Genomic DNA, 25,435 nt, shown 5'->3' on the forward strand with positions numbered 1-25,435 from the left:
CCTCCCCCCCCCCTATTCCTCCCTGCGCTATCCCCCTCTTGTCCCTTTCTCCCCCCCTCCCTCTGTTCCGCCACGTCGCCCGTCTTCTCCGCGCCGCGCGGCGCCGCCGCGGCGCGCTGGCCCGGCGCCGCCGGCGGCTGCGGCAAATACAGGGTGAACGTGCTGCCGCGGCCCTCCCCGCTCGCGACGTCGAGCTCGCCGCCCAGCAGCCGGGCGATTTCGCGGCTGATGGCCAACCCCAGGCCGGTGCCGCCGTAGCGCCGCGCGGTGCTGGCGTCGGCCTGCTGGAAGGCGTCGAAAATCACGCCCTGCTTCGCCGCCGCGATGCCGATGCCGCTGTCGCTGACGCTGAAGGCGAGCACCAGCGCGGCCTGTTCCAGAGCCGGCCTGCCGGCGCCCCAGCCGGAGCGCGCGATGCGCGCCGACAGCGACACGCCGCCCTTGGCGGTGAACTTGACCGCGTTCGACAACAGGTTCTTGAGCAGTTGCTTGAGGCGCTGGCCGTCGCTGCGCACGACGGCCGGGAAGTCGGCGGCGACGTCGAGCGAAAAGGCCAGGCCCTTGGACTCGGCGAGGTGGCGGAACGCCTTGTCGAGGTCGCCGGCAAGCTCGGCCGTGGCGACGTCCTCGATGTCCAGCGTGGCGCTGCCCGCCTCGATTTTCGACAGGTCGAGGATGTCGTTGATCAGGTGCAGCAGGTCGCGCCCGGACCCATGCATGACCCGCACCATCTCGAGCTGCTTCTCGCTGAGGTTCTGCTCGCGGTTCTGGCGCAGCTGCTCGGCCAGCAGCAGCAGGCTGTTGAGCGGGGTGCGCAACTCGTGCGACATGTTGGCGAGGAATTCGGATTTGTACTTCGACGTCAGCGCCAGCTGCGCCGCCTTGTCCTCCAGGCTGTTGCGCGCCACTTCGATTTCGCGGTTCTTGCGCTCGACCTCGGCGTTTTGCTCGGACAACTGGCGCGCCTTGCGTTCGAGTTCCGCGTTGGTTTTCTGCAACTCGTTTTGCTGGGACTGGAACTCCCCCTCCAGCGCCTGGGCCTGCTGGCGCAGCAGCGCCTCGGTGCCGGAGGCCGTCTCGATCGAATTGAAGACGATACCCAGGCCCTCGGCCAGCTGGTCGAGAAAGCTCAGGTGGATCGCCTGGTAGGGGCTGAAGGCGCCGATCTCGATGACCGCCTTGACCTGCTCCTCGAACAGGATCGGCAGCACGACGATGTTGCGCGGGCTGGCCTGGCCGAGCCCGGAGACGATCGGCACGTAGTCGTCCGGCACGTGGGTGATCAGCAGGCGTTTTTTTTCCAGCGCGGCCTGGCCGACGACGCCCTCGCCGACGGCCCATTCGTTCGACAGGTTCTTGCGCTGCTGGTAGCCGTAGCTGGCCACCAGGCTGAGGCGGCGGACGGCGCCGCCGCCCTGCCGCGCCGGCGCCTGCATCAGGTACAGCACCGCGTGCTGCGAGGCCACCAGCGGCGCCAGCTCCGACAGCAGCAGGCGCGCGACGGCGCCGAGGTCGCGCTGTCCCTGCAGCATGCGGGTCAGGCGCGCCAGGTTGGTCTTCAACCAGTCCTGCTCGGTGTTGCGCTCGGTGGTTTCCCTGAGGTTGCGGATCATCTGGTTCAAATTGTCCTTCAGGTCGGCCACCTCGCCGCGCGCGGCCACCTGGATCGAGCGCATCAGGTCGCCCTTGGTCACCGCCGTGGCCACCTCGCCGATCGCCCGCACCTGGGTGCTCAGGTTGGCCGCCAGTTCGTTGACGTTGTCGACCAGGTCCTTCCAGCTGCCGGCGGCGCCCGGCACCACCGCCTGGCCGCCGAGGCGGCCCTCGACGCCGACCTCGCGCGCCACCCGCGTCACCTGGTCGCTGAAGGTCGCCAGCGTGTCGACCATGTCGTTGATGGTGTCGGCCAGCGAGGCCATCTCGCCCTTGGCCGGCACCATCATCTTGCGCTTCAGGTTGCCCACCGCGACCCCGGTGACGACCTTGGCCATGCCGCGCACCTGGTCGGTCAGGTTGTCGGCCATCAGGTTGACGCTGTCGGTGAGGTCCTTCCAGACGCCGGAGACGCCGGAGACCTGGGCCTGGCCGCCGAGCTTGCCGTCGGTGCCGACCTCGCGCGCCACCCGCGTCACCTCGCCGGCGAAGCTGTTCAACTGGTCGACCATGATGTTGATGGTGTCCTTCAACTGCAGCACCTCGCCCTGGACGTCGACGGTGATTTTCTGCGACAGGTCGCCGTTGGCCACCGCCGTGGTGACGGTGGCGATGTTGCGCACCTGCGCGGTGAGGTTGTTGGCCATGCGGTTGACGTTGTCGGTGAGGTCCTTCCACACGCCGGAGACGCCCTTGACGTCGGCCTGGCCGCCCAGCTTGCCCTCGGTTGCCGGCCATCGCGTTGACGCTGTCGGTCAAGTCCTTCCAGACGCCGGAGACGTCCTTCACCTGGGCCTGGCCGCCCAGCTTGCCGTCGGTGCCGACCTCGCGCGCCACCCGCGTCACCTCGCCGGCGAAACTGTTCAACTGGTCGACCATGATGTTGATGGTGCTCTTGAGTTCGAGCACCTCGCCCTTGACGTCGGCGGTGATCTTGCGCGACAGGTCGCCGCGGGCCACCGCCGTCGTCACCTCGGCGATGTTGCGCACCTGGCCGGTGAGGTTGCTGGCCATCGCGTTGACGCTGTCGGTGAGGTCCTTCCAGACGCCGGCGACGTCCTTGACCTGGGCCTGGCCGCCTAGCCTGCCCTCGGTGCCGACCTCGCGCGCCACCCGCGTCACCTCGCCGGCGAAACTGTTCAACTGGTCGACCATGATGTTGATGGTGTCCTTCAGTTGCAGGATTTCGCCGCGCACGCCGACGGTGATCTTGCGCGACAGGTCGCCGCGCGCCACCGCCGTGGTCACCTCGGCGATGTTGCGCACCTGGCCGGTGAGGTTGTTGGCCATCAGGTTGACGCTCTCGGTGAGGTCCTTCCACACGCCGGCGACGCCCTTGACCTCGGCCTGGCCGCCCAGCTTGCCATCGGTGCCAACCTCGCGCGCCACCCGCGTCACCTCGCCGGCAAAGCTGTTCAACTGGTCGACCATGATGTTGATGGTGTCCTTCAGGCGCAGGATCTCGCCCTTGACGTCGACCGTGATCTTGCGCGACAGGTCGCCCTGCGCCACCGCCGTGGTCACCTCGGCGATGTTGCGCACCTGGCCGGTGAGGTTGTTGGCCATCAGGTTGACGCTCTCGGTGAGGTCCTTCCAAACGCCCGAGACGCCCTTGACGTCGGCCTGGCCGCCCAGCTTGCCCTCGGTGCCGACCTCGCGCGCCACCCGCGTCACCTCGCCGGCGAAGCTGTTCAACTGGTCGACCATCAGGTTGATGGTGTCCTTCAGGCGCAGGATCTCGCCCTTGACGTCGACGGTGATCTTGCGCGACAGGTCGCCCTGGGCCACCGCCGTGGTCACCTCGGCGATGTTGCGCACCTGGCCGGTCAGGTTGCTGGCCATCAGGTTGACGTTGTCGGTCAAGTCCTTCCAGACGCCGGAGGCGCCCTGGACCATCGCCTGGCCGCCAAGCTTGCCCTCGGTGCCGACCTCGCGCGCCACCCGCGTGACCTCGCTGGAAAAGCTGTTGAGCTGCTCGAGCATGGTGTTGATGATGTGGGCGTTCTTCAGGAACTCGCCCTTCAGCGGGCGTCCCTCGATGTCGAGCTGCATGCTTTCGCTGAGCGCGCCGCGCGCCACGGCGCCGATGACGCGGCCGACGTCGCGCACCGGTTGCACCAGGTTGTCGATCATCGAGTTGATCGCGTTGAGTTCGGCGCCCCAGGCGCCGGCGGTGCGCTCGAACTGCATGCGCTGGCCCAGCCGGCCTTCGCTGCCGACCAGCAGCGAGACGTGCCCGACCGCCCTGGCCAGCTGCTCGTGGGTGCTGGCGATGTCGTTGACGGCGTCGGCGATCTTGCCGTCGACGCCGCCCCAGTCCTGCCCCAGGCGCGCGCTGAAGTCGCCCTCGCGCAGCGCGGTGAGGGCCTGCAACAGCAACGGGCCGAACGCGCGGCCGCCGCCGCCGCCCCCGGCGCCCAGGTCGTGCGCGCGCCGCTGCGCTGGTGCCGCGCGCCGCTCCGCCGGTGCCGCCTGTGGATTCATGCCGCCCCCCCCGTCTGCGGCCGCGCCAGCCTGAACGGCCCGCGCCGCAACAGTTCCAGGGCCTGCTCGTTGGACACCGGTTCGCTGAAATAGTGCCCCTGCAATTCGTCGCAGCCGTGGGCGATCAGGAACTCCATCTGCGCCGCCGTCTCGACCCCCTCGGCGATGACGGTCAGGCGCAGCACGTGCGCCAGCGTGATGATGGCCAGCACGATGGCCGCGTCGCCGGCGTCGGTGGCGATGTCGCGCACGAAGGAGGCGTCGATTTTCAGCTTGTCGATCGGCAGGCGCTTCAGGTAGGCCAGCGAGGAATGGCCGGTGCCGAAGTCGTCGATGGCGATCGTCATGCCCAGCGCGTGGATCTGGCGCAGCGTCTGCACCGCCAGCGCCGGGTTGCCCATGACGGCGCTTTCGGTCAGCTCGAGCTCGAGCATCGACGGCGCGATGCCGGCGCCGCGCACCACGGCGGCGATGTCGCGCGCGACCGTGTCGCGGCGCAATTGCAGCGCCGACACGTTGACGGCGATCGGCACGCCGCCCAAGCCCAGGGCGCCCCAGCGCCGCAGCTGCGCCGCCGCCTCGCGTATCGCCCAGGCGCCGATCACCTCGATGCGCCCGGTTTCCTCGGCAACCGGGATGAACACGGCCGGCGGGATCGCCCGGCCGTCGGCCTGCGGCCAGCGCATCAACGCCTCGAAGCCGCAGATGTCGCCGCTGGCCGCGCACACCTTGGGCTGGTAGTGCAGCACGAACTCGCCGGCGCCGACGGCGCGCTGCAGCGCGCAGCTGAGCTCGAGCTTGCGGCTGGCCGCCTCGTGCATGCGCGGGGTGAAGAAGGAAAAGCGCGCGCCGCCCTCCTGTTTGGCATGGTACATCGCGGTGTCGGCGTTGCGCAGCAGCGTCGCCGCTTGCTGGCCGTCGTCGGGGAAGACGGCGATGCCGACGCTGGGCGTGACGCGCAAATGGCGGCCTTCGATCTGGCAGGCGGCGGAGACGGCGGCGAGGATCTTGTCGGCCACCAGCGCCGCGTCCTCGACGTCGTGCATGCCCACCAGCAGCACCACGAACTCGTCGCCGCCCAGGCGGGCCACGGTGTCGCCGTCGCGCACGCAGGTGCCGAGCCGCTCGGCGACGTCCTGCAGCAGCCGGTCGCCGGCGGCGTGGCCGAGCGAGTCGTTGATCTCCTTGAAATGGTCGAGGTCGATGAACAGCACCGCCACCGTGGCGTGCTGGCGCTCCCCCTGGGCGGTGGCCTGGCGCATGCGGTCCTCCAGCAACAGACGGTTGGGCAAACCCGTCAGGGCGTCGTGGAACGACTGGTGCAACACGTAGGCCTCCATTTCCTTGCGCTCGGTGATGTCGCGCGACACCATCACCACCTGCGCCACGGCGCCCGAGGGCGCGCGGACCAGGTTCGTGGCCGACTCCAGGTAGCGGCCGGTACGGCCCAGCACCCGGTACTGCAGGCGCCGGTGGGCGTCGCCGGCGACCAGTTGCGCCAGCGCCGCGCGCACGCGCTCGCGGTCGTCGGCATGGACGATGCCGGCGTAGTTGCCGCCGAGCTCGATCGCGGCGCCGAATTCATCGACATAACTGGGGCTGGCGTACAACCAGGCGCCGGCGCTGTCGAGCAGGGCCACGTAGTCGCCGGCGTGCTGGACGATCAGGCGCTCGGCGTCGGCGCAACGCTCGGGGCCGCCGGCGGCGCCCCCGGCGGCCGCGCCCGGCGGCGGCTGGCTGCGCGCCAGATCGATCAAGCCCTGCACCTTCGCCTTGAGCACCTCGGGCGGCACCGGCATGAACAGGTAGTCGGCGGCGCCCAGGTCATAGCCCTTCGTGCGGTCGAGGTCGGTGGCGCGGTGCGAAGTCAGGAAGATGATCGGCGTGCATTGCGAGCGCGGCCGCAGGCGGATCAGCCGCGCCGTCTCGAAGCCGTCAAGGCCGGCCATCTTGACGTCGAGCACGATGGCGACGAAGTCCTGGTGGAGCAGCCGCATCAGGGCCTGCTCGCCGGAGGCGGCGCAGACAATCTCCGCGTCGAGGTCGGTCAAGATGGCGCGCAGCGCAAACAAGGTGCCCGGGTCGTCGTTGACGAGCAGGACGCTGACCTCGTCGCGGCGCGCCGGGCCGGCGCCGGGATCGCCCTCGGTAGCGGTCGCGGCGGCGGGGGCGGCGGCGGTTTCGGCGGCGATTTCGGCGCGGGTAGGGGTAGGGGTACCGGTTTCGGTACGGGTGTCGGAGGGATCCATTGGGCTCGTTCCGCAGTGTCAATTACGCCGAAGCCAACCCAGGGACCCTGTCCTCTTCGCGCGAAAACAGTCCCTGCTTATTTCGTTCACCGATGCCGCGCGGACTCGTCGCCGCACTGCGGATCGATCTGTCTGTAGGTTGGACGGCGGGTTCATCGTCTAGTGTCACTAGGCCTGATTCGTGCGACTAAATCTTAACCCACTTGCCCGCGGCACGCCGCACCATTGCCCGGCGCCGGCCGCCAAACATACTCGTCCGCGGCCGCGCCGGGCGCTCACCGGCATGAGCCGTTTGCGCGCCGCCGCGTGCGCGCCCCGGCCTTTGCGCTTGCTGGAAACCGGCCAGTGTCCGCGCGACGGCACACTGGCCGCGCGTGCAATGCTAGACTATTGCCCTGCGACGGCGGCAACGGCTTCATCTTCAAGCGAGCTCGGGATTTCCAGAACAAGCCGGTTCATCCGGGCCGGCGCAAGCGATGGAAAACGACGTTATCCGCGCCAGCCCGATTGAGTATGTCCAAGCCGTCGCCTGGCCCAGCGCGACACGGCGCCCGCAACGCGATCCGGTCGGCGCCAGGCGTGGGACAGCGCGGGCGGGAAAGCACTTCCGCGCTGCCGCGGCATCCGCTACCGTCAGCGTTTGGCGCCGCCCGCCCTGGCGCAGCGCTGCGTCAGCAGTGGCGAGGCGGCTTGTTCCGGCGCGACCTTGAGCAAACCCTGCTTGGCCGATTCGACATCCCTGCCTAGCTCGGCCAGGTAGCGGTTGCGCTCCTCGCTCTGCCATTCGGCGTCGGCGAAACCCGTGGCCGGATAGCTCTTGCTCACATGCACGGTGCCTTCCAGGCGCGGCATCAACGCCCGGTCGGGGTCGGTATCCTCCTTCAGCAGATAGGCGTCGACGTCGCGCAAGGTCAGCGGCAGCGCCGCCTGCTGGTCGCCGATCAGCTTGCCGAACACGGTCAGCTTGATCTGGTTCGGACCGGCCGGCAGCAGCTCGTTGAAACTGGCCAGCGCGAACGGCTTGCCTTTGGCGTCGTCGACGCGGCCGCTGACCACGTAACGCCCGGCCTTGCGCACCTCGGCCTTCAAATAGTAGACCAGCGAGCCGTTTTCCAGCGCGTCGCGCACCGGGCCGGACCAGGTCGCCGGCACTTCCGGCGTGTAGATGACGTCGAACACGACGACGCCGCTGCGGTCGCCGACGTTATAGCTGATCTCGGTGCGGATGGTGCCGTTGAACTGGGCGAAGCCGCTCTGCGTCGGCGCCAGCGTGGCCGAATGGGTGCCGTCGCCGGCCGCCGCGTCGCCCTTGCCGCCGTCGTCGCCGAATTGCAGCGTGACGGGGGAGACCGGGCGGCTGGCGCCGTAGGTCAGCCCGCGCGCCGCCGAGCGGGTGACGAACAGCGGCAAGGTCGCGCCGGCGCCGTCGACCGCCTTCAGCGTGAAGGTCACGCTTTCGCCCGGCGCCATGAACACGCGCGACTGCGAGGTGTGCAGTTGCACCGAGCTGTCGCTACCCTTGTCGGTGCGCATCGCATGCGCCTCCGCCACCGGCCGGTTCGGATAGACCTGGTCGGGGTGCTCGGCGATCGGCCGCGAGGCGTTCGGGTAGCGGGTGTTGTCGCGGTAGTCGCAATAGGCGCGGTCGGCCTCTTCTAGCTGGCTGCGCAATTGCTGCAACTGGCTGGCGGCCGGCGCCGGCAAGCCGGGCGCGGCGCCGACGCCGGGCCAGGCCGGCGCCGATGCCCTCGCCACCGGCGCGACGGCGGCGACGCTGGCGTCGCCGGACGCCGGCCACAGCGACACGCCGATGGCGGCCAGCCCGGCCGCCAACGCCAACGCCAACGCCGCCGGCCAGTGGCGCCGCAGCCAGCCGGCCGGGGCCGGGCCTGGCGGCGGCGTGCGGCGCGGGCCGCCGGGACGCTTAGAGGGCACTGTTCACCATCACGCCGCGCACCACCGAAACGATGCCCAGCCAGTTGGCGCTGGTGTAGTGGTCGTATTGCTCCTGGGTGTCGCGGAACTCCACCGAATGGTTGCTCCACTTGCTGCTGCCATTGCCGTTGGCGCCGCTGCCCGCGGTCAGTTCGGCGCACGAGTCGCCCGGGTTGCACAGCGACTGGCCGGCCGCGCCGGCGACGCCGCCGGTGCTGTGGTAGCCCACGGCCTGGTCGTCCTGGCCCGGCAGCATGAAGGAATAAAACGAGCCTTTGCCGCCGGCGTACATGTAGAACATGACGTTGCGGGTGTCGTTGTGGTTATACATGGCGCGCGCGGTGGCCGTTTTCAAGTCCTTGACCAGCGGTTCGGAGCTGCCCCACGAGCCGAGGTCGGACAGTTCGGAGCCGCCGCCGGCGCCCGATGCCGCGCGCACCCACTTGATGTTCCAGCCGACCTGGGTGCTGCCGTCGGCATTGCCGCAGGTACCGCCGGCGCCCGGGCTGGCGTTCTTTTTCAGGCGCGCGCTGCCGCCGTAGTTGGACATCGTGTAACCCATCATCAGGTCGCCGGCGCTGTGGGTGGCGACGTAGCACCAGTTCTGGCCGGTGCAAAAGCAGTCGAGGGCGTCGCGGATCTTGCCGTTTTGCGAGGCGATGCTGTTGTAGCCGTCCCAGTTGACGGCCTTTTTATTGACGCCGGCGGCGGTCGCGGCCGGCCCCCAGTAGGTGAAGCTGTTGTAGTCGCCCACGACGCCGCCGCCGTTGCGCCCGTTAATCCACAGGCTGTAGTTGGTGGCGCTGGCGACGCTGGTCACGGCCAGCAGCAGGAGGGTCAGGAAAACACGGCACAGTCTTGTCATTTAAATCTCCACAGGGGGGTAGGATGAATGAAGCTACACGTGATGACCGCGCGACGATGGCCGGGCGGCGACGGCGCGGGCGCGCCGCCGGTCCGCCACTTGGCTGATGCGGCTTGTTGATAAGCATATCTTTTAGGAAAGGTTGTAGAGCATGCGCGGGGAGCCACGCGCCATATTGGCTCGCCAGGCCATGCGAATTGTCTAGGCAAGCTGGTTTTTGTTGCAAAATTACCTCAAAAAAGGTGCAACAACGCGCACCGCTTGCCGGCGGTGGCGGGAAAGCGTCGTCACCTCCGTCCGGCATCGGCGCCGCCGGATGAATGTCGCGTAAATGAAACGTCGACGGCCGAACATCCGGTTTCCTCGCGCTTTCATTGTTTGGGCGCAATATCCGAGGTAGACTAAAAACGTCGGGCATGCCAACGCCATCGTTTCCCGCGCCGGCAACAGAACCGCTTTCTGGTCGTCTCCCCCGGGCTCGCGCCCGGCGCGGTGGACGACTTCGATGATAGGGCGCGCGCCTCGTCGGCGCCCAAACAGATGACAGGAACAACGATGAAACGACCACGCCGTCTGCCCACGCTGCTGCTGCTTCTGGCGATGGGCGCCGTTCCCGCCCGCGCCGAGTTGGTACTCGTGGTCAATCCGAAAAACCCCGCCACCAAGATGTTTCCCTCGCAGGCGGCGCAATTCTTTCTCGGCGGTTCGGTGCTGTTTACGCCGATCGAGCAGGCCGAGGGCTCGGCCATCCGCGCCGAATTCTATAAAAAAGTGCTGGAAAAAGAGCCGTCCCAGGTGCAGGCCGTCTGGGCCAAGCTCATTTTTACCGGCAAGGGCAAGGCGCCAAAGGAATACAAGTCCAGCGCCGACGTCAAGAAAGCGGTTGGCGAGAACGTCAACGCCATCGCCTATATCGAAAAAGCGGCCGTCGACGACAGCGTCAAAGTCGTCGCGACCGTGCCCTGATGCGCGCCCTTCCCATGCCTGGAGATTGCTCGATGAAAAAAACACTGATCGCATTGGCGCTTGCAACGCTGGCGGCCGGCCACGCCGGCGCCATCGACCTCAGCGACGACGGCAGCCTGAAACTGACCGGTTTTTATAATTTGACCGGGGCCAAGGTCTTGAGCGGCACGGCGCAAGGCAGCAGCGCGCCCTGGACTTATCAGCAATGGAAATGCCCGTGCACCATCCAGGGCTGGGAATACGTCAGCGTCTACCAAAAGGACAAGGGTTTTCAGGTTGACCAAGAGTCCCTGCTGGGGGTGCAGATCAAGAAGGATTTCACGCCGACCCTGTCGCTGACGACGCAGTTGGTGGCGCGCGCCAATAATCCGAACGAGGGGTCGCGCCCGACCGTCGACTGGTTGTACGCGACCTGGTCACCGTCGGCCGATTCGGCCTGGACTTTCCAGGCCGGCAAGATGCGCATTCCGCTCTATTACTATAGCGACTATCTGTACATCGGCTACGCCTATCCGTGGGTGCGGCCGATGCCGGACGTATACGGCTGGCCGATCTACGCCTACAACGGGGCCAACGTCAGTTACCGCACCCAGTTCGGCGCCACCGACTGGGCCGGCACGTTTACGGCCTGGGCCGGCGGCTACACGCAAAAGCACGACGCCTACGACACCCTGATCTATTACACGACGCCGACGCACGAATCATGGAAAAACATCGTCGGCGCCTCGGCCTCGGCAAATAATGGCGTGTTTGACGCGCGCGCCATGCTGATGCATTACAACGGCTCGACCTGGCAAGACAACCCCGATGGCAGCCGCGCCAGCATCATCGACGATCAGAGCACCCGCATCATGGGCCTGTCGGTGAACATGGATTACCGCAACTGGCTGGTGAAGACCGAAGTCGACCGCTACGAGCAAATCGACGCCGGCAAGGGCCTCAACAATGTATATAAATATGCGCTGTTCGGGGTCGGCTACCAGTACGGCGCGTGGACGCCGATGTACACTTTTTCGCGCTACCGCACGATCACACAACCCATCGAAGGACGCAACACGCAATATCTGTCGCTGCGCTGGGACGTGCGCAAGAACATGGCGCTCAAGCTGCAATACGACGTATCGAAGGACAGGTCGCAATATCCCTACCCGTTCTTCGGCGATTCGAAATTGCTGTCGGTGTCGCTGCAGGGGATTTTCTAGTCGTTCCGCCCGCGCTAGGCGGCGCCTGCCTTGGCGCGGGCGACCAGACGGCCGCCATCGAGGACATCGTCAGCGGCGCCCGGCGCTTTGCGCCAGATCGGACAGCTCGCACCAATCGTCGGCGCAGCGCACGACGTCGCCGATCACGATAATGCTCGGGCTGCCCAGGCCGCTGGCGCGCAGCGCGCCCGGCAGCTCGCCCAAGGTGGTCAACAGTTGCCGCTGCCCCGCCCGGCTGGCCGACTGCACCACCGCCACCGGCGTCGACGCCGCCGCGCCGCCCGCCAGCAGGCCCGCCTGGATCGCCTCGCAGCGCGCCACGCCCATGTATACCACCAAGGTCAGCTTGCTCTGCGCCAACGCCGCCCAGTTCGGTTCGGACGCGGCGTCCTTGCCGTGCCCGGTGACAAACACCGCGCCCTGGCTCCAGCGCCGGTGCGTCAGCGGCACGCCGATGCCGGCCGGCGCCGCCAGCCCGCTGCTGATACCGGGCACCACGTCGACGGCGATGCCGTGCGCGCGCAGCGTGGCGCGCTCCTCGCCGCCGCGGCCGAACAGATACGGGTCGCCGCCCTTCAGGCGCACCACGCGGTGGCCGGCGCGCGCCTCCGCCACCATCAGGCGCTCGATGAATTCCTGCGGCGTCTGCTGGCAGCCGCCGCGCTTGCCCACCTCGATCACCCGCGCCGTCGCCGGCGCGAAGGCCAGGATGTCCGGGTTGACCAGGTCGTCGATCAGCAGCACCTCGGCCCGCTCGATGGCGCGCAGCGCCTTGATGGTCAACAATTCCGGGTCGCCGGGGCCGGCCCCGACCAGTGTCACGCTACCTTGCTTGCTCATCGCTATGCTCCAGTGTAATTTAGGCGGCGCTCAAGGCCGCTTTGACCATGTCGTCGATTTCGCCGGTGATGTTCGACAGCACCCCCGCCACGACGGCGAATTCCCGGCCGGCGTGGCCGGCCCGGGCGGCGACGATGCGGGCGTTGAAGGCCACCATCTTGGCCTGCTTGGCGATCGTCTCGATGTCGGTAATGACGCCGCGCAACTGCTTTTTCATCAGCAGCGAGTGGCGCTTGGACTGCTCCTCGTAGATCGTGGTGATCTGGTTCAGCACGGCCAGGATGGGCGTCGTCATGCACACCAGTTCGGCCACCAGCCCGGCGCCGTCGCGCTTGCCTTGCTCGACGGCGAACAGCGTACGCTCGGCCAGCGCGATGAAGCCGAGGATCTTGCGGTCGCCCCCGAGGCTGCCGAAGTAGGCGTCCTGCAGCTCCGGGCAAAAAATACCGGGCAGCTTGCTGTCGCCGTTGACCAGCGCGATGTGGGCGGTACGAAACAGGCCCAGCGCCTCGCGCGCCACCGCCGCCGCGGCGGCGTCGCCGTGCAGGACCAGCAGCGTGTACAGCACCAGCCGCTGCGAGGTGAAGCGGCGCCGCCCGGACAGGTTGATCAGCGCGCCGAATACTTCGCCCGACAGCGGCACGTCCACGTCGTGCGCCTTGCCGGCCATTTTGATCGGTTCCGTCATCAGCATCGTCAACTCCTTCTTTGCTTGTGTATCGATTTTTAGCTTCGGTAGGTTGGATTAGCGCAACGCGCAATCCGGTGCCGGCCAACCCGACCGACGAACATCACGCTTCTCGTAGCGGATCTCGAACGAGGCGGCGTAGGCCGCCGGGTCGCTGCCGTCCCATACCTTGCCGTCGAGCAGCGTCGAGCTGCGCATCGTGCCGCTTGGCAGCGCGGTGCCGGCCAGCGCCGCCGCCTCCCGGTACAGCGCGACCTGGTTGACCGCCGTCGCCACGCCCAGGTAGTCCGGCTCGTCCTTGAGCAGGCCCCAGCGGCGGTGCTGCGTCATGAACCACATGCCGTCCGACAGATACGGGAAGTTGACGGCGCCCTCGCGGTGGAACTTCAGGCTGCGCGGGTCTTCCCAGCTCTTGCCCAGGCCGTTCTGGTAATGCCCGAGGATGCGCGGCGCGATCAACGCCGGGTCGGTGTTGAGGTATTCGGCGGCGCTGATGACCTCGACCATCTTCCGCTTGTTGGCGGCCGAGGCGTCGATCCACTTGCCGGCGTCGAGCACGGCGGCGATCAGCGCGCGGCAGGTGTTCGGGTTCTGTTCGACGAACGCGCGCGTGGCGCCCAGCACCTTGCCCGGATGGTCGGGCCAGATCTGCTGGGTGGTCGCGGCGGTGACGCCGACGCCGTCGACGATGGCCTTGTGGCCCCACGGTTCGCCGGCGCAGAAGCCGTCCATATGGCCGGCGCGCAGGTTCGCCACCATCTGCGGCGGCGGCATGGTGATCACCTGGGCGTCGCGGAAGGGGTCGATGCCGTGCGCCGCCAGCCAGTAATACAACCACATCGCGTGGGTGCCGGTCGGGAAGGTCTGGGCGAAGGTGTAGGAGCGCGGCCGCGCGCGCATCAGCGCCGCCAGCGAGGCGCCGTCGACGGCGCCCTCGCCTGCCAGCTTGCTCGACAGCGTGATCGCCTGGCCGTTGTGGTTCAGGTTCATCAGCACCGCCATGTCGCGCCGCAAGCCGCCCACGCCCAGTTGCACGCCGTAGACCATGCCGTACAGCGCGTGCGCCGCGTCCAGTTCGCCGTTGCACAGCTTGTCGCGCACGCCGGCCCACGACGCTTCCTTGCGCAGCTCGATCTGGATACCGTACTTGCGGTCGAAGCCGAGCACCGCCGCCATCACCAGCGAGGCGCAATCGGTCAGCGGCAAAAAGCCGATCCTGACCGTGTCCTTCTCCGGCTTGTCCGACCCCGCCACCCAGGCCGCTGCGCTCGCTTGTTCTGACATACCGCTCCTTGTAGTTCCGAAAATGAAAAAGCGTCTCTCCGGCACGAATCGTTCATGCTTGAAAGACGCCTTTGTCTTGGACGGTGGCCACCGCCATTGGCCGCCACCGTTAGTTCATATTCAGCAAGGAGCGTGCCAACCGCGGCAACGGTGGGAAGTCGGGCTAGCCCGCAAGGGCGTAACCCGGACACTTTGGGGGGGCGGCAGCGGCAAACAAGCCAAGCCATGTCTTCTAGCGGGGCAAAAAGCGCACCATCGTTGTGCGGCGCACCATGGCGGCACGCTCAGCCCAGCAAGTCCTCGACGTCGAGGATGCGCTGGGCGATCTCGGCCAGCTTCAGGTTCTTGTTCATCGCCATGCTGCGCAGTTTCTGGTAGGCCTGGTCCTCGGACAGCTGGTGGTGCGCCATCAGCAAGCCCTTGGCGCGCTCGATCACTTTGCGCTCGGCCAGCTTGTGCTTGGTGTCGGACAGCTCGGCGAGCAGCTTTTGCTCCTGCTTGAAGCGCGCCATCGCCACGTTCAACACCGGCTTGATGCGCTCGGCCTGCAGGCCGGCGACGATGTAGGCCGAGACCCCGGCGGCCATCGCCGCGTCCATGCTGGAGGTGGTCTCGTCCTCTGTAAACAGGACGATCGGGCGGCGCTCGTCGCGGGTGGCGACGACGATGTGTTCGAGCACGTCGCGCGCGTCCGACTCGGCGTCGACGATGATCAGGTCGGGTTGCAGCTGGGCGATGCGCTCGGGTAGATACATGTCCGCCGGCAACGAGGCGACGATGTCGTAACCCGATTCGAGCAGGCCGATGCGCAGCAAATTGCCGCGCCGCGCCTGCGCCCCAAGCGCGCCGTCGCGCTCGGCCTCGGGGTCGATGATGGTATTGACGACAACGATGCGCAGGTTGCGCACGGGCGGGGTCAACGTTCTTTTGGACGTCATGAAAACTTTTCTAAAAAGGGACTGCCGTCTACACAAGCAAGAATCAAACCAGTCGCCCGGCGGCGCAGTCCACCCTAACCTGCCTTCAGCGTGAACGGGCGGGTGTCGGGCGCGTGCCGCAAGGCCTCGAACGCGGCCGGCTCCCACGGCCGCACCGCCAGCAGCAGGCTGGTGCCGTAGCGGGCGTCGGCCGGCGCGTCGGCGCACTCCTGGTGCAGCTCGGTGAACTCGCGCACCAGCTTTTGCAGGCGCTGCTGGAAGCGCAGGTTGGCCGCCGGCGTCAGCATCGCGTGCTGGAAGCGCAGTTGCTCGCCGGGCTGGTCGAAGCGCCCGTGCAGGAAGTCGTTCTGGATGCGGTCTTGGAAGAAGCGCTGGATCGGCCCGTCCGGCAACCAGGCGAAGTCGCGCGCGATGCGCAGCTTGACGCGGTTCTCTGGCATCAGGTGGATCAGGCCAAGCCGGTCCAGTTGCAGCAGATGGGCGGTGCACTGCGCCGGCGTCAGCCGGTAGGTGGCGACGATCTGCGCCGCCGTCCAGTGGTTCAGCACGCACACCGCCGTCAGCACGCGGCCCGGGTCGGCCACCAGCTCGGCCTCCTGCGCCTCGGTTAGCCGGTGCAACTCGGCCTGCGCCTTCTCGGCCGCCTGCACCACCTCGTACAGCTCCATCCGCAGCAGCCCGCAGATCGCCTCCACCGTTTGCAGGCTGAAGTTTTGCTGCGAAAACTGGCGCTTGACGCTGGCCTCGCTCAAGCCAAGGTGGGCGGCGACGCCGGCGTAGGTGACGCCCCTGCCCTTCAGCAAACGCTTCAGGGTGGCGATCAGGTCATGGGTCTGGGACATGGTCAAGTATCGAAAATCAATACCAGTGAGCTTATACCATGCACCAAACAACGACAAGGGTCGGCTGCCACGGCCGCGCGGCCGCGGCGACTGCTCTACCGCTGCCGCAAGGGAGGCGGGAAGCTGCGCGACATTACTCGGCGGCGAGCTGCAACACCAGCTTGCCCTTGTTCTCGCCGCTAAACAGGCGCTGGAAGGTTTCCGGGAACGACTCCAGGCCCTGCACCACGTCCTCGCGGGTTTTCAGCTTGCCGGCGGCGATCCAGCCACCCATCTCCGTCATTGCCTCCGTCGCCCGCGGATAATAATCGGCCACCATGATGCCCTTCATCGTGGCGCGCTTGACCAGCAGTTGCAGGTAGTTGGCCGGTCCCTTCACCGGCCCGGTGCTGTTGTACTGCGAAATCGCGCCGCAAATGACCACGCGGGCGTGCAACGCCAGCCGCGCCAGCGCGGCGTCGAGCATGTCGCCGCCGACGTTATCGAAGAACACGTCGATTCCCCGCGGGCACAGGCGCTGCAACGCCGCGCCCACGTCCTCGCTCTTATAGTCGATGGCGGCGTCGAAGCCGAGTTCCTCGACCAGATAGCGGCACTTGTCGGTGCCGCCGGCGATCCCCACCACGCGCGCGCCCTTGAGCTTGGCGATCTGCCCGACCAGCGTGCCGACCGCGCCGGCCGCGCCCGACACCACCACCGTCTCGCCGGCCTTCGGCTGGCCGACGTCGAGCAAACCGAAATACGCGGTCAGGCCCGGCATGCCCAGCGCGCTCAGGTACATCGGCAGCGGCGCCAGCGCCGGGTCGACCTTGTTCAGGCCCTGGCCGTTGCTAATCGCGTATTCCTGCACGCCCAGCAAACCAACCACATGCTGGCCGACCGCGAACGCCGGGTTGGCCGACGCCGTCACCCGCCCCACGCCGATGGCCCGCATCACCTCGCCAATGGCGACCGGCGGCATGTACGATTCCTTGCTCTCGTTCATCCAGCCGCGCATGGCCGGGTCGAGCGACACGTGCAACACCTTGATCTGCACCTCGCCGTCGGCCAGCGCGCGCAGCGCCTCGCCGACGTAATGGAAATCGCTGCGCTGGACCGCGCCGACCGGGCGGCTGGCAAGCTGGAACTGGTGGTTGGTGATGCTCATATACTATTCTCCCTTGAGTGGCTGACGATGACATGCAGTATAAAATGTATCTAATTGCCTGATAAGCCGCCAATATGGCATTACATTGTTGCCGTATTGGCGACAATAAAAAGGAAGCATGCTCAATCCACAACATCTGGCGATCTTCGCCACCATCGTCCAGGCCGGCAGCATCAGCCGCGCCGCGATCCAGCTGCGCTGCGGCAAATCGGTGCTCTCGCGCCAGCTGGCGCGGCTCGAACAAGACTTGGGCGCGCGCCTGATCCAGCGCTCGACGCGGCGTCTGGCGCTGACCGAAATCGGCGAACTGGTGCTGCAGGAGGCGCGCCAGATCGGCCGCGCGCTCGACAACATCGAACAACTGGCCGACCAGCACCAGCAGCAGGTGCGCGGCGTGCTGCGCGTATCGTGCTCGATGGCGGGGCGGCGCCGGATGGTGCCGCTGCTGGCCGAATTCACCGCCCTCTACCCGCAGGTGAAAGTAACGCTGCAAATGGAAGAACACCTGGTCGACCTGATCGCCGAGCAGATCGACGTCGCCATCCGCGCCGCGCCGCTGGCCGACTCCTCGCTGATCGCCCGCAAGCTGTCGGACAACCCCAGCGTTATCGTGGCGGCGCCGGCCTACCTGGCGCGCGCCGGCACGCCGCAGACGGCGCACGAGCTGCGCGCACACGCCTGCCTGATCTACGCCAACGGCGACTATGTGGCCGACCAGTGGGTCTTTATCGGCGCCGACGGACCGTACACGGTGCCGGTGGACGGTCCGCTGCGCATCAACGACGGCGGCGCGCTGGTGACGGCGGCGGCGGCCGGGGTCGGCATCCTGCGCGTGCCGCGCGCGCTGGCGGCCGAGGAAATGGCGCGCGGCGAACTGGTACCGGTGCTGGCGCACTGCCCGCTGCCGCCCGGCACGCCGGTGTACGCGGTCTACCCGGCCCGCGAGTTCCTGGCGATGAAAACCTCCGCCTTCGTCGACTTCCTGCTGGCACGGATAGGCGACCAGAAGCCTTCGGCTCACACTTGAATTGCCGGCGCAGCCAGTAAACACCACCGGCAAATGCCGTCGGTTTGAATTTAACGCAGCAACCGCCACTGGCCGTTCTTGACGTCGAGCAGGCGGAAGGCGGTCAGGTTCAGGCCCATGTGGTCGGCCGGCGTCATGTCGACCCGGCCGGCGGTGCCGATGTAGCCGGTGGTTTCCTCGATGGCGTCGCGCACCTTGTTCTTGTCGCTGCCGCCGGCCTTTTTCAGCGCCGCCACCGCGATCATCAACGCGTCGTAGCCGTGGCCGCCGAAGCTGGAGACGCTGGCCTTGTAGCGTTCGCGGTAGGTTTTTTCGTAGGCCGTCACGACCGCCTTCTGCGGGTCGTCCGCCGCCAACTGGCCGGCCACCACCAGCGCCGCCGCCGGCAGCTTGACGCCGTCGGCCGCGGCGCCGGACAGTTTAATGTACTCCGCCGACGCTACTCCATGCGACTGGTACAGCGGCAGCGCGATCGCCAGTTGCTGGTAGTTCCTGGTGGCGACGGCCGGCCCCTGCCCGGCGCCGAACACGAACACCGCCTGGATACCGGGCGCCGACTTGATCTTGGTCAGCTGGGCGGTGACGTCGGTGTCCCTCGGCGCATAAGTTTCATTGGCAACGATGGTGATGCCGAAGCGCGGCGCCACCGCCTGGGTTTCCGTGCTGCCGGACTGGCCGAAGCCGCTGGTTTCGGACAGCAGGCCGATCCTGAGCAGCCCCAGCCGCTTCATGTCGGTGAACACCTTTTCGGCCGCCATGCGGTCGGTTGGCGCCACCTTGAACACCCATTTCTTGACCGGCTCGACGATCGACACGCCGGCCGCCATCGAGATGAACGGCATGCCGGCCTGCTCCACCAGCGGGATCATGGCCAGGCTCGACCCGGTGGTGGTGCCGCCGATGATCAGGTCGACCTTGTCGGACTCGATCAGGCGCTTGGCAAAGCTGCCGGCCTTGTTCGCCTCGCTGCCGTCGTCGTAGTGGACCAGTTCCAGCCTGCGCCCCAGTACGCCGCCCTCGGCGTTGAGCCGCTCGATGTACAGTTGCAGCGTCTTCAACTCCGGGTCGCCGAGGTAGGCCGCCGGGCCGGTGGCCGAGACCACCGAGCCGATGCGGATCGGTTCGGCCGCCACGGCCGCGCCGTGCGGGCCGGCCAGCACGGCGCACACAACGGCGATTGTCGCGCAGGCGAATGTGTTCAAGCCGCTGGAAATGGATTTTTTCACTGTTTCGCCTCGACTGTCATGGGTATATGCTTCAACGCGGCGCCAAACGCCCCAAAACAAATATACCATAGCAGAAAGGCAATCCAGTGCGCCAACGCATGTCGGCCGTTGTCGTGCAACGCCGGCGCGACCGTCGCGCCGGCGCCGCCCGCTTACTGGCTAACCGGGTTGAATCAAGCTCGGGTCGTCGAACGGCGTTTCCTTCGGCAGCAGCTTGTCATGTGGCGGCCGGCCGCGAGGTAACTCTCGTAACTGCGGCCGCGCTCGGCGGCGGCGATATGCGCCAGCGCCACGTCGCGCGCGTCAACCACCGAAAAACTGCCGGGCACCAGCCCGGGCATCTTGCCGCGCACCGTGTCCAGCTAGCCACCAAGGTAGCTGCCACTGCGGCAATGTACATGTTCAACAAAAACCTGAGGGACGCGACGGCCGATGCCGGCGCGCAGGCCGGCATCGGATTCACCAGGCTGGCTTCACTTATGGCGTGAGCGTGAAGTCGATGTTGGCCTGGTTCACAAGCGAAATATCAAGCACAGGCGCCGTCACGGAGGCATAGCCGGTCGCGCTCGCTTCCACGCGATATTTGCCGGTGCCCGGTGTTGTCGTCGGCGCCGCCGCAAAGCTCAATGGCAAGGCCGCGCTGTAGAGCGCAAACTGCGGTGCGGCCAGCGGCAGCGTTTTCAAGGAGTAGACGCCGGTCGAGATGTCGGCGCCTTGGTACTTCACCGTCACGGTCGGCCCGGCGGCAAAGCTCTGCTTCGCCGCGACGTAGGCGACCTCGGTGCTGCCGGCCGGCAGCGTCACTTTGCCGCTGATCGAACCCTGCGCGCTTGGCGCCAGGCTGAACGGCGCGGCCGACGTGCTTAAGGTGGTGGTGCTGGTCGTGCTGGTTACCGGAACGGCGGCGACCACTGCGGCGGCGCTGTTGTCGGCCGTAATGACCACGTCGTAACTGCCGGGAGCCAGGCGGGCCAGGAAGAATTCGCCCGTCGTGGCGCTAGGTGCCGTCGAGGCGATGACCACGCCGTTTTGCTGCGCCGATACCATCACGTGGCTGGCCAGCAGCGCCTTGTTGACGAAGCCGGAAATACCGTTCAGCACCGTCGGCACCACCTTCACGACGGGCTTCAGCGCGTACTTGCCGTTGCCCTTGGTAACCACGGATTTGCAGGCGTTGAAGTCCAGCACCAGGTCGACGCGCTGGCCCGCGGCGACGTCGAACTCGTTGACCAGCTTGATGCCGCTTTGCACCGCGCTTGGCGTGTCGAGGCTGACCTCGGTCGTGGTGCCGGTGGCGATCACCGAGTTGGCCAGCGCGTTGTTGGCGTTGGCGTCGAGCACCAGACGCATCTGCGTGTAATGGCCGACGGCCAGTGGCGTCTCGCCCAACGTCTCCAGCGCGCCGTTGGTCAGGTTCAAGAGATTGATCTTGCGCGCCGGGCTCAGCGTAATGTCGGTCCAGCCGGCATCGGTGTCGCCGGCGCTGGCGCTCTGGTGCACGCGCACTTTCGACACCGTGACATTGACCGCGTCGAAGCCGCAGGCCGGCGCGTCGGTCATCGACACGCCCAGCGTACCGGTGGCGGTGGCGCTACCGCCGCCGCCGCCGCCGCATGCCGCCAACGTTGCCGCGGCGAGGATAGTGGTGGAAATCAAAGCGATGCGTGAAGTTGACGTTGTCATTTTTATGGCCTCTAGAGTGATGGTCTATCTTTTGTTCCAAAGCAGCACCTGCCGCCCTGTGAAACAAATATACCCTGCAGGCAAGATCAATACCGTTCGCTGGCGCACGTAAGCCTGGCCCGCATTGGCAACAATAGACTGCGACACAAAAAATCCCGTGGCGGCAAATATTTTTTGCCATGTTTCCGAATAGATTCCAGCGCCTTCTAGATCCCGCCTCCGCATTGCCAAACGCAAAAAGGGCATCGCCGTTTGCCGGAGATGCCCGCTTACTAGCTACTTACTGTCTACTTGCTGGCTACTTGCTGCCTACCTACTGGCTAACCGGGTTGAACCACAAGGTCGGGTCCTCGAACGGCGTTTCCTTCGGCAGCAGGTTGTTCTTGATGCGGAAGATTTTGCGGCCCTTCAGATTGGCCTGGGCGATCGCCTTGCCGTTATATTTCTTGAAGATCACGTCAAACGAACCGTCCTTGATCATCTTGCGGATGCCCGCTTCCATACGTTTCTGCAAGACGGTGTCGCTTTTGTTGAAGAAGAAATAGTAGGGCCACGGATAGTAGATCAGGATGTTTTTTTCGACCACCAGGTTGGGGTTGGCCTTGACGTTGCGCTCCTGCTCGGCGAAGGCTTCGCTGATGCCGCGCGGGAACAAGTCGAAGCGCCCTGTCGCCGTCATTTTGAACAGGTCGTCGTATTTCGCCGTCGTCACATTGAAGCCGTTCGATTCGTACAGCTTGACGTCGCCCCAGCCGGTGCCTTGGCCGATCGTCAACTTCTTCAGCTCCGCCAGCGTGGTGATCTTGTCGATTTCGGCCTGTTTGTCGGCCTGGATCAGCGCGACGCGGTAACCGAGGATGCCCTTGCGCAGCGGAATGCGGATGGGCAGCAAGTCTTGCTCCTTGTCGCTGGAGGTCGAACTCCAGGCGATATTGACGACCTTGCCGTTTTTCAGTTCGCTCAGGGTGCGCTCCTCGTTCATTTTCTCGGACGAGGCCTCCAGTTCGAACGGGCCGAACTCGGCCGTGGTCTTCTCCAGCGCGGTGCGCATGATTTCCATCAAGTCGTTGAAGCGCGTGTCGCCGGCCGTTTCGTAGGCCGGATACGTCACCTTCAGACCCGCGCCCAGCGCCGCCGTCGACAGCAGCGCGGCGGCGACGAACACACTGATTTTTGTTGCCGTTCCCGATATATATTTCAACATATATGTCATCCCCCAATAAACAACGAGAACCGCCCGCGCCCGGCGTGCGCGCAGGCGGGTGTGTTTCCGCGGCCGGCCCGCTCTGTAGGCGGATACGCTCGCGAAAACCAGGCCCGTCCGAAAACGGACGAGTCTGGTGAGCTTACACCTAAATTACCACCACGCCTCGACTTGCAGGCCGGCCGAGGTACCGTTGGTGTTGCCGCCAAACACACCGCTGCTCGACAGCGTGCTGCCTGCGGTGGCCGAGGCCTGGGCCGCGGCGTTCCACTTCGCGTACGTGACGAAGGCGCGCAGTTCCGGGCGCGACCAGAAGCCCTTGGCGGCGGCGATGGTCGGCGCGAACGTCAGCTTGGTCAATTGCTGCGTCGCCCCGCCACTGGCCGGCTTGATGCGGTCGTGGCCCAATTCCAGTTGCAGCTTAAGGTTGTCGCTTAGCGCATACACTGGGCGCACGCCGAACGAGGTCCAGGTCTGGCTGCCGGCGTTGCCGCGGTCTTTTTGCAGCAGCGCCAGCGCCGAGCCGCCGAACTCCGGCGTGATTTGCCAGGCGATGGTATCGAACACGCGACTGCGCTTGACGTCCGAACCCTGCCTGATGTCGCCGGTGCCGCCGATCTTGGTGCCGGCGCCGACGCCGTACTGGAGGCCGAATTTGTTGTCGCCGCCCAGCACCTTGTCCTGAATATGGATCAGCGAGGCGGACCAGCCGTTGTGGGCGCCGGCGACCGCGGAGTCCTTGTTGATCAGGCTGACGTCGAACTTCAGGCTGCCGTCGGGGTTGACGGCCACGCCGTCATAGCTGAAGCTGTGGCGCGTGGCCGACGTGCTTTTGTCCAGGTCGTTGCGGAACAGGCCGTAGCTGAACTTGCCCGGCCCCAGCGGCAGGCCGGCGACGCCGCCGCCGACGCCGTCGCCGTGCAAGTACTTGAAGTCGATCATATGGATGTCGGGGCGGTTGTAATAACGCTTGCCGATCCAGACCACGCCGCCGCGCATGAAATCGAGGTTTTTGGCTTCGATGAACATTTGCGCGACGCTCAGCTTTTCATCGCCGATGTCGGAGGTCGGCGTGTAGGCGGCGGCCCAGAACGTGCCGACGAAGCTGGCGCCGTTGGCCGCCTTCAGCAATTCCTTGGTGTAGCCGAACTCGCCGTCGGAATCGCACTCGTTGCCCAGGCGGTACTTGGCGACGCCTTCGAGGCCATAGCAAGCCTGCTTGCCGTTAGCCGAGTTGGTGCCGACGCCGGCGCGGAAATAGCCGTGGAACTCGCCCTCGGCGTCGCTGGCGCAGACGGCGCCGGCGCTCAGGGCCAGCATCAGTGCGGCGGGCAAGGTCTTCAAAATGCAGTGTTTCATTGTCGTATCCCCAGCATATAATTTTAGTTTTAGAATAACGGCGCCTGTGTTCAGGTCGCTTTCCGGCGGTAGAACGCACCTCCCTTCATGGGTTGCAAAATTTTGGACGAGACTCCCCCCCTGGCGCGGTGAACGCCGGTTGCACCATGGGGAGCCACGCCGCCTGAGACTATTTCATCGTCGGCATGGCGAACTCGGCGCCGGAGGCGGTCGACGCCGGCCAGCGCTGCGTGACAGACTTTTGCTTGGTGTAGAAGCGCACCGATTCCGGGCCGTGCGCGTGGTGGTCGCCGAACAGGCTGCGCTTCCAGCCGCCAAAGCTGTGGAAGGCCATCGGCACGGGAATCGGCACGTTGACGCCGACCATGCCGACCTGCACGCGGTGGGTGTACTCGCGCGCGGTGTTGCCGTCGCGCGTGTAGATCGCCGTGCCGTTGCCGAATTCGTGGGCGTTGACCAGGTCCAGCGCCGCAGTGAAGTCCGGCACGCGCACGATGCACAGCACCGGCCCGAAAATCTCTTCCTTGTAGATGCTCATGTCCGGCGTGACGTGGTCGAACAGGGTGCCGCCCAGGAAGAAGCCTTTTTCATGGCCCGGCAGCACGAAGCCGCGGCCGTCGGTGACCAGCGTGGCGCCGGCGGCGACGCCGTCGTTGATGTAGGCGACGATCTTGTCCTTGTGTACCTGGGTGACGACCGGCCCCATTTCGGCCGCCAGGTCCATGCCCTGGCTAATTTTCAGCTCGCGGATGCGCGGCACCAGCGCCTCGACCAGCTTGTCGGCGACGTTGCCCACCGCCACCACCACCGAGATCGCCATGCAGCGCTCGCCGGCCGAGCCGTAGGCCGCGCCCATCAGCGCGTCGACGGTCTGGTCCAGGTCGGCGTCCGGCATCACCACCATGTGGTTCTTGGCGCCGCCCAGGGCTTGCACGCGCTTGCCCTCGGCGCAGCCGGTGGCGTAGATGTGCTCGGCGATCGGGGTCGAGCCGACGAAGCTGACGGCGCGCACGTCCGGGTGCGCCAGCAAGCCTTCGACGGCGTCCTTGTCGCCCTGCAGCACGTTGAAGACGCCGTCCGGCAAGCCGGCCTCGGTCAGCAACTGCGCCATCAACAGGCTGGCCGACGGGTCGCGCTCGGACGGTTTCAGCACGAAGGTGTTGCCGCAGGCGATGGCCATCGGGAACATCCACATCGGCACCATGACCGGGAAGTTGAACGGCGTGATGCCGACGCACACGCCCAGCGCCTGGCGCATGGTCCAGGCGTCGATGCCGTTGCCGACCTGCTCGGTGTATTCGCCCTTCATCAGTTGCGGAATGCCGCAGGCGAATTCGACCACTTCGATGCCGCGCGCGATTTCGCCCTTGGCGTCGGTGAAGACTTTGCCGTGCTCGGCGGTGATCAGGGCCGCCAGCTTGTCGGCGTGTTGCTCCATCAGCTCCTTGAATTTGAACATCACGCGGGAGCGGCGCAGCGGCGAGGTGGCCGACCAGGCCGGGAAGGCGGCGTGGGCCGACGCGACCGCGGCGTTCAGCTCGCTCGTGGTGGCCAGCGAGACTTTCGCGCTGACGGCGCCGGTGGCCGGGTTGAACACCTCGCTGGTGCGCTCGGAATTGGAGGCGAGTGGGCGCCCGCCGATGAAATGGCCAATGTTTTGCAGTTGCGTTGTCATTTGAAACTTTCGGTAAGTTACATGGTTTGTCAGGGGACGGTTCACAACCACCGGCGTAACCCCGGGGTCAGCCCCCAATCCACCCAAGTTAAGGATTTTCCAACCTTTTAACATGGTTTTTGGGCCATGTGCTTGTGCGGCTTCGGCCTGGCTTTGCGTGTTTTGGAT

18 protein-coding genes and 1 pseudogene are annotated in these 25,435 nt (G+C 66.4%); 4 read left to right on the forward strand and 15 right to left on the reverse strand.

Going from position 1 to position 25,435, the window contains the following annotated elements; genetic code table 11:
- From ACFDR9_RS18910 to ACFDR9_RS18925, 4 genes and pseudogenes are all read right to left on the reverse strand, one after another.
- Positions 1–4,137 (reverse strand): annotated as a pseudogene (locus ACFDR9_RS18910) (HAMP domain-containing protein); the annotation flags it as partial.
- A complete protein-coding gene (locus tag ACFDR9_RS18915) occupies positions 4,134–6,386 on the reverse strand; it encodes a putative bifunctional diguanylate cyclase/phosphodiesterase (RefSeq protein ID WP_409032001.1) in 2,253 nt (750 codons plus the stop codon). The gene ACFDR9_RS18915 and the pseudogene ACFDR9_RS18910, both read right to left, overlap by 4 nt.
- Positions 6,387–7,019: 633 nt before the next feature.
- Positions 7,020–8,321 (reverse strand): hypothetical protein, encoded by a 1,302-nt coding sequence (locus ACFDR9_RS18920; RefSeq protein WP_409032002.1) that lies wholly within the window; start codon positions 8,319–8,321, stop codon positions 7,020–7,022.
- Entirely contained in the window at positions 8,311–9,186 is an 876-nt protein-coding gene (locus tag ACFDR9_RS18925; RefSeq protein ID WP_017876126.1) for a hypothetical protein, read from the reverse strand. Before ACFDR9_RS18925 ends, ACFDR9_RS18920 begins: the two co-directional genes overlap by 11 nt.
- Before the next feature lie 555 nt (positions 9,187–9,741).
- On the opposite strand from ACFDR9_RS18925, the gene ACFDR9_RS18930 reads away from it, so the two are divergent.
- Both ACFDR9_RS18930 and ACFDR9_RS18935 read left to right on the forward strand, forming a co-directional pair.
- Complete coding sequence (locus tag ACFDR9_RS18930) at positions 9,742–10,152, forward strand: hypothetical protein (RefSeq protein ID WP_409032003.1); 411 nt, start codon at positions 9,742–9,744, stop codon at positions 10,150–10,152.
- 32 nt (positions 10,153–10,184) lie between these two features.
- Entirely contained in the window at positions 10,185–11,354 is a 1,170-nt protein-coding gene (locus ACFDR9_RS18935; RefSeq protein WP_409032004.1) for a hypothetical protein, read from the forward strand.
- A 69-nt stretch (positions 11,355–11,423) separates the two neighbouring features.
- On the opposite strand, the gene cobA is transcribed toward ACFDR9_RS18935, so the two are convergent.
- The 6 genes from cobA to ACFDR9_RS18965 all read right to left on the reverse strand — a co-directional run bounded on the left by cobA (position 11,424) and on the right by ACFDR9_RS18965 (position 17,093).
- Positions 11,424–12,194, reverse strand: coding sequence for a uroporphyrinogen-III C-methyltransferase (cobA, locus tag ACFDR9_RS18940; protein WP_017876129.1), 771 nt, complete (start codon positions 12,192–12,194; stop codon positions 11,424–11,426).
- A gap of 19 nt (positions 12,195–12,213) precedes the next feature.
- On the reverse strand, positions 12,214–12,888 hold the full coding sequence (locus ACFDR9_RS18945; protein WP_409032005.1) for a methyl-accepting chemotaxis protein: 675 nt from the start codon (positions 12,886–12,888) through the stop codon (positions 12,214–12,216).
- A 51-nt stretch (positions 12,889–12,939) separates the two neighbouring features.
- Positions 12,940–14,166 (reverse strand): CmpA/NrtA family ABC transporter substrate-binding protein, encoded by a 1,227-nt coding sequence (locus ACFDR9_RS18950; RefSeq protein ID WP_409032006.1) that lies wholly within the window; start codon positions 14,164–14,166, stop codon positions 12,940–12,942.
- A gap of 284 nt (positions 14,167–14,450) precedes the next feature.
- Positions 14,451–15,104 carry an ANTAR domain-containing response regulator gene (locus tag ACFDR9_RS18955; RefSeq protein WP_198292010.1) on the reverse strand — a complete coding sequence of 218 codons (654 nt, stop codon included), beginning with the start codon at positions 15,102–15,104 and terminating at the stop codon, positions 14,451–14,453.
- Between the two features lie 74 nt (positions 15,105–15,178).
- A complete protein-coding gene (locus ACFDR9_RS18960) occupies positions 15,179–15,946 on the reverse strand; it encodes a transcriptional regulator (RefSeq protein ID WP_409032007.1) in 768 nt (255 codons plus the stop codon).
- A 133-nt stretch (positions 15,947–16,079) separates the two neighbouring features.
- Complete coding sequence (locus ACFDR9_RS18965) at positions 16,080–17,093, reverse strand: NADP-dependent oxidoreductase (protein WP_409032008.1); 1,014 nt, start codon at positions 17,091–17,093, stop codon at positions 16,080–16,082.
- A gap of 118 nt (positions 17,094–17,211) precedes the next feature.
- Here ACFDR9_RS18965 and ACFDR9_RS18970 point away from each other — a divergent pair, with 118 nt between their 5' ends.
- Positions 17,212–18,120 (forward strand): LysR family transcriptional regulator, encoded by a 909-nt coding sequence (locus ACFDR9_RS18970; RefSeq protein WP_409032009.1) that lies wholly within the window; start codon positions 17,212–17,214, stop codon positions 18,118–18,120.
- 50 nt (positions 18,121–18,170) lie between these two features.
- On the opposite strand, the gene ACFDR9_RS18975 is transcribed toward ACFDR9_RS18970, so the two are convergent.
- The gene (locus tag ACFDR9_RS18975; protein ID WP_409032010.1) at positions 18,171–19,346 is read right to left on the reverse strand and encodes an ABC transporter substrate-binding protein; all 1,176 of its coding nucleotides are present in this window, start codon (positions 19,344–19,346) and stop codon (positions 18,171–18,173) included.
- Positions 19,347–19,444: 98 nt separating this feature from the next.
- Between ACFDR9_RS18975 and ACFDR9_RS18980 the strand changes: the two genes are divergently transcribed.
- Positions 19,445–19,834, forward strand: coding sequence for a hypothetical protein (locus tag ACFDR9_RS18980; RefSeq protein ID WP_409032011.1), 390 nt, complete (start codon positions 19,445–19,447; stop codon positions 19,832–19,834).
- On the opposite strand, the gene ACFDR9_RS18985 is transcribed toward ACFDR9_RS18980, so the two are convergent.
- The 4 genes from ACFDR9_RS18985 to ACFDR9_RS19000 all read right to left on the reverse strand — a co-directional run bounded on the left by ACFDR9_RS18985 (position 19,824) and on the right by ACFDR9_RS19000 (position 25,267).
- On the reverse strand, positions 19,824–21,029 hold the full coding sequence (locus tag ACFDR9_RS18985; protein ID WP_409032012.1) for a DUF4382 domain-containing protein: 1,206 nt from the start codon (positions 21,027–21,029) through the stop codon (positions 19,824–19,826). The genes ACFDR9_RS18980 and ACFDR9_RS18985 overlap by 11 nt on opposite strands.
- Before the next feature lie 313 nt (positions 21,030–21,342).
- A complete protein-coding gene (locus ACFDR9_RS18990) occupies positions 21,343–22,233 on the reverse strand; it encodes a substrate-binding periplasmic protein (protein ID WP_409032013.1) in 891 nt (296 codons plus the stop codon).
- A gap of 153 nt (positions 22,234–22,386) precedes the next feature.
- Complete coding sequence (locus ACFDR9_RS18995; protein WP_409032014.1) at positions 22,387–23,592, reverse strand: maltoporin; 1,206 nt, start codon at positions 23,590–23,592, stop codon at positions 22,387–22,389.
- 169 nt (positions 23,593–23,761) lie between these two features.
- Positions 23,762–25,267: a CoA-acylating methylmalonate-semialdehyde dehydrogenase gene (locus ACFDR9_RS19000; RefSeq protein ID WP_409032015.1), complete on the reverse strand. Its 1,506-nt coding sequence runs from the start codon at positions 25,265–25,267 to the stop codon at positions 23,762–23,764.
- Between the last annotated feature and the right edge of the window lie 168 nt (positions 25,268–25,435).

It is taken from the genome of Janthinobacterium sp. CG_23.3, from assembly GCF_046115965.1.
Lineage (GTDB): Bacteria > Pseudomonadota > Gammaproteobacteria > Burkholderiales > Burkholderiaceae_D > Janthinobacterium.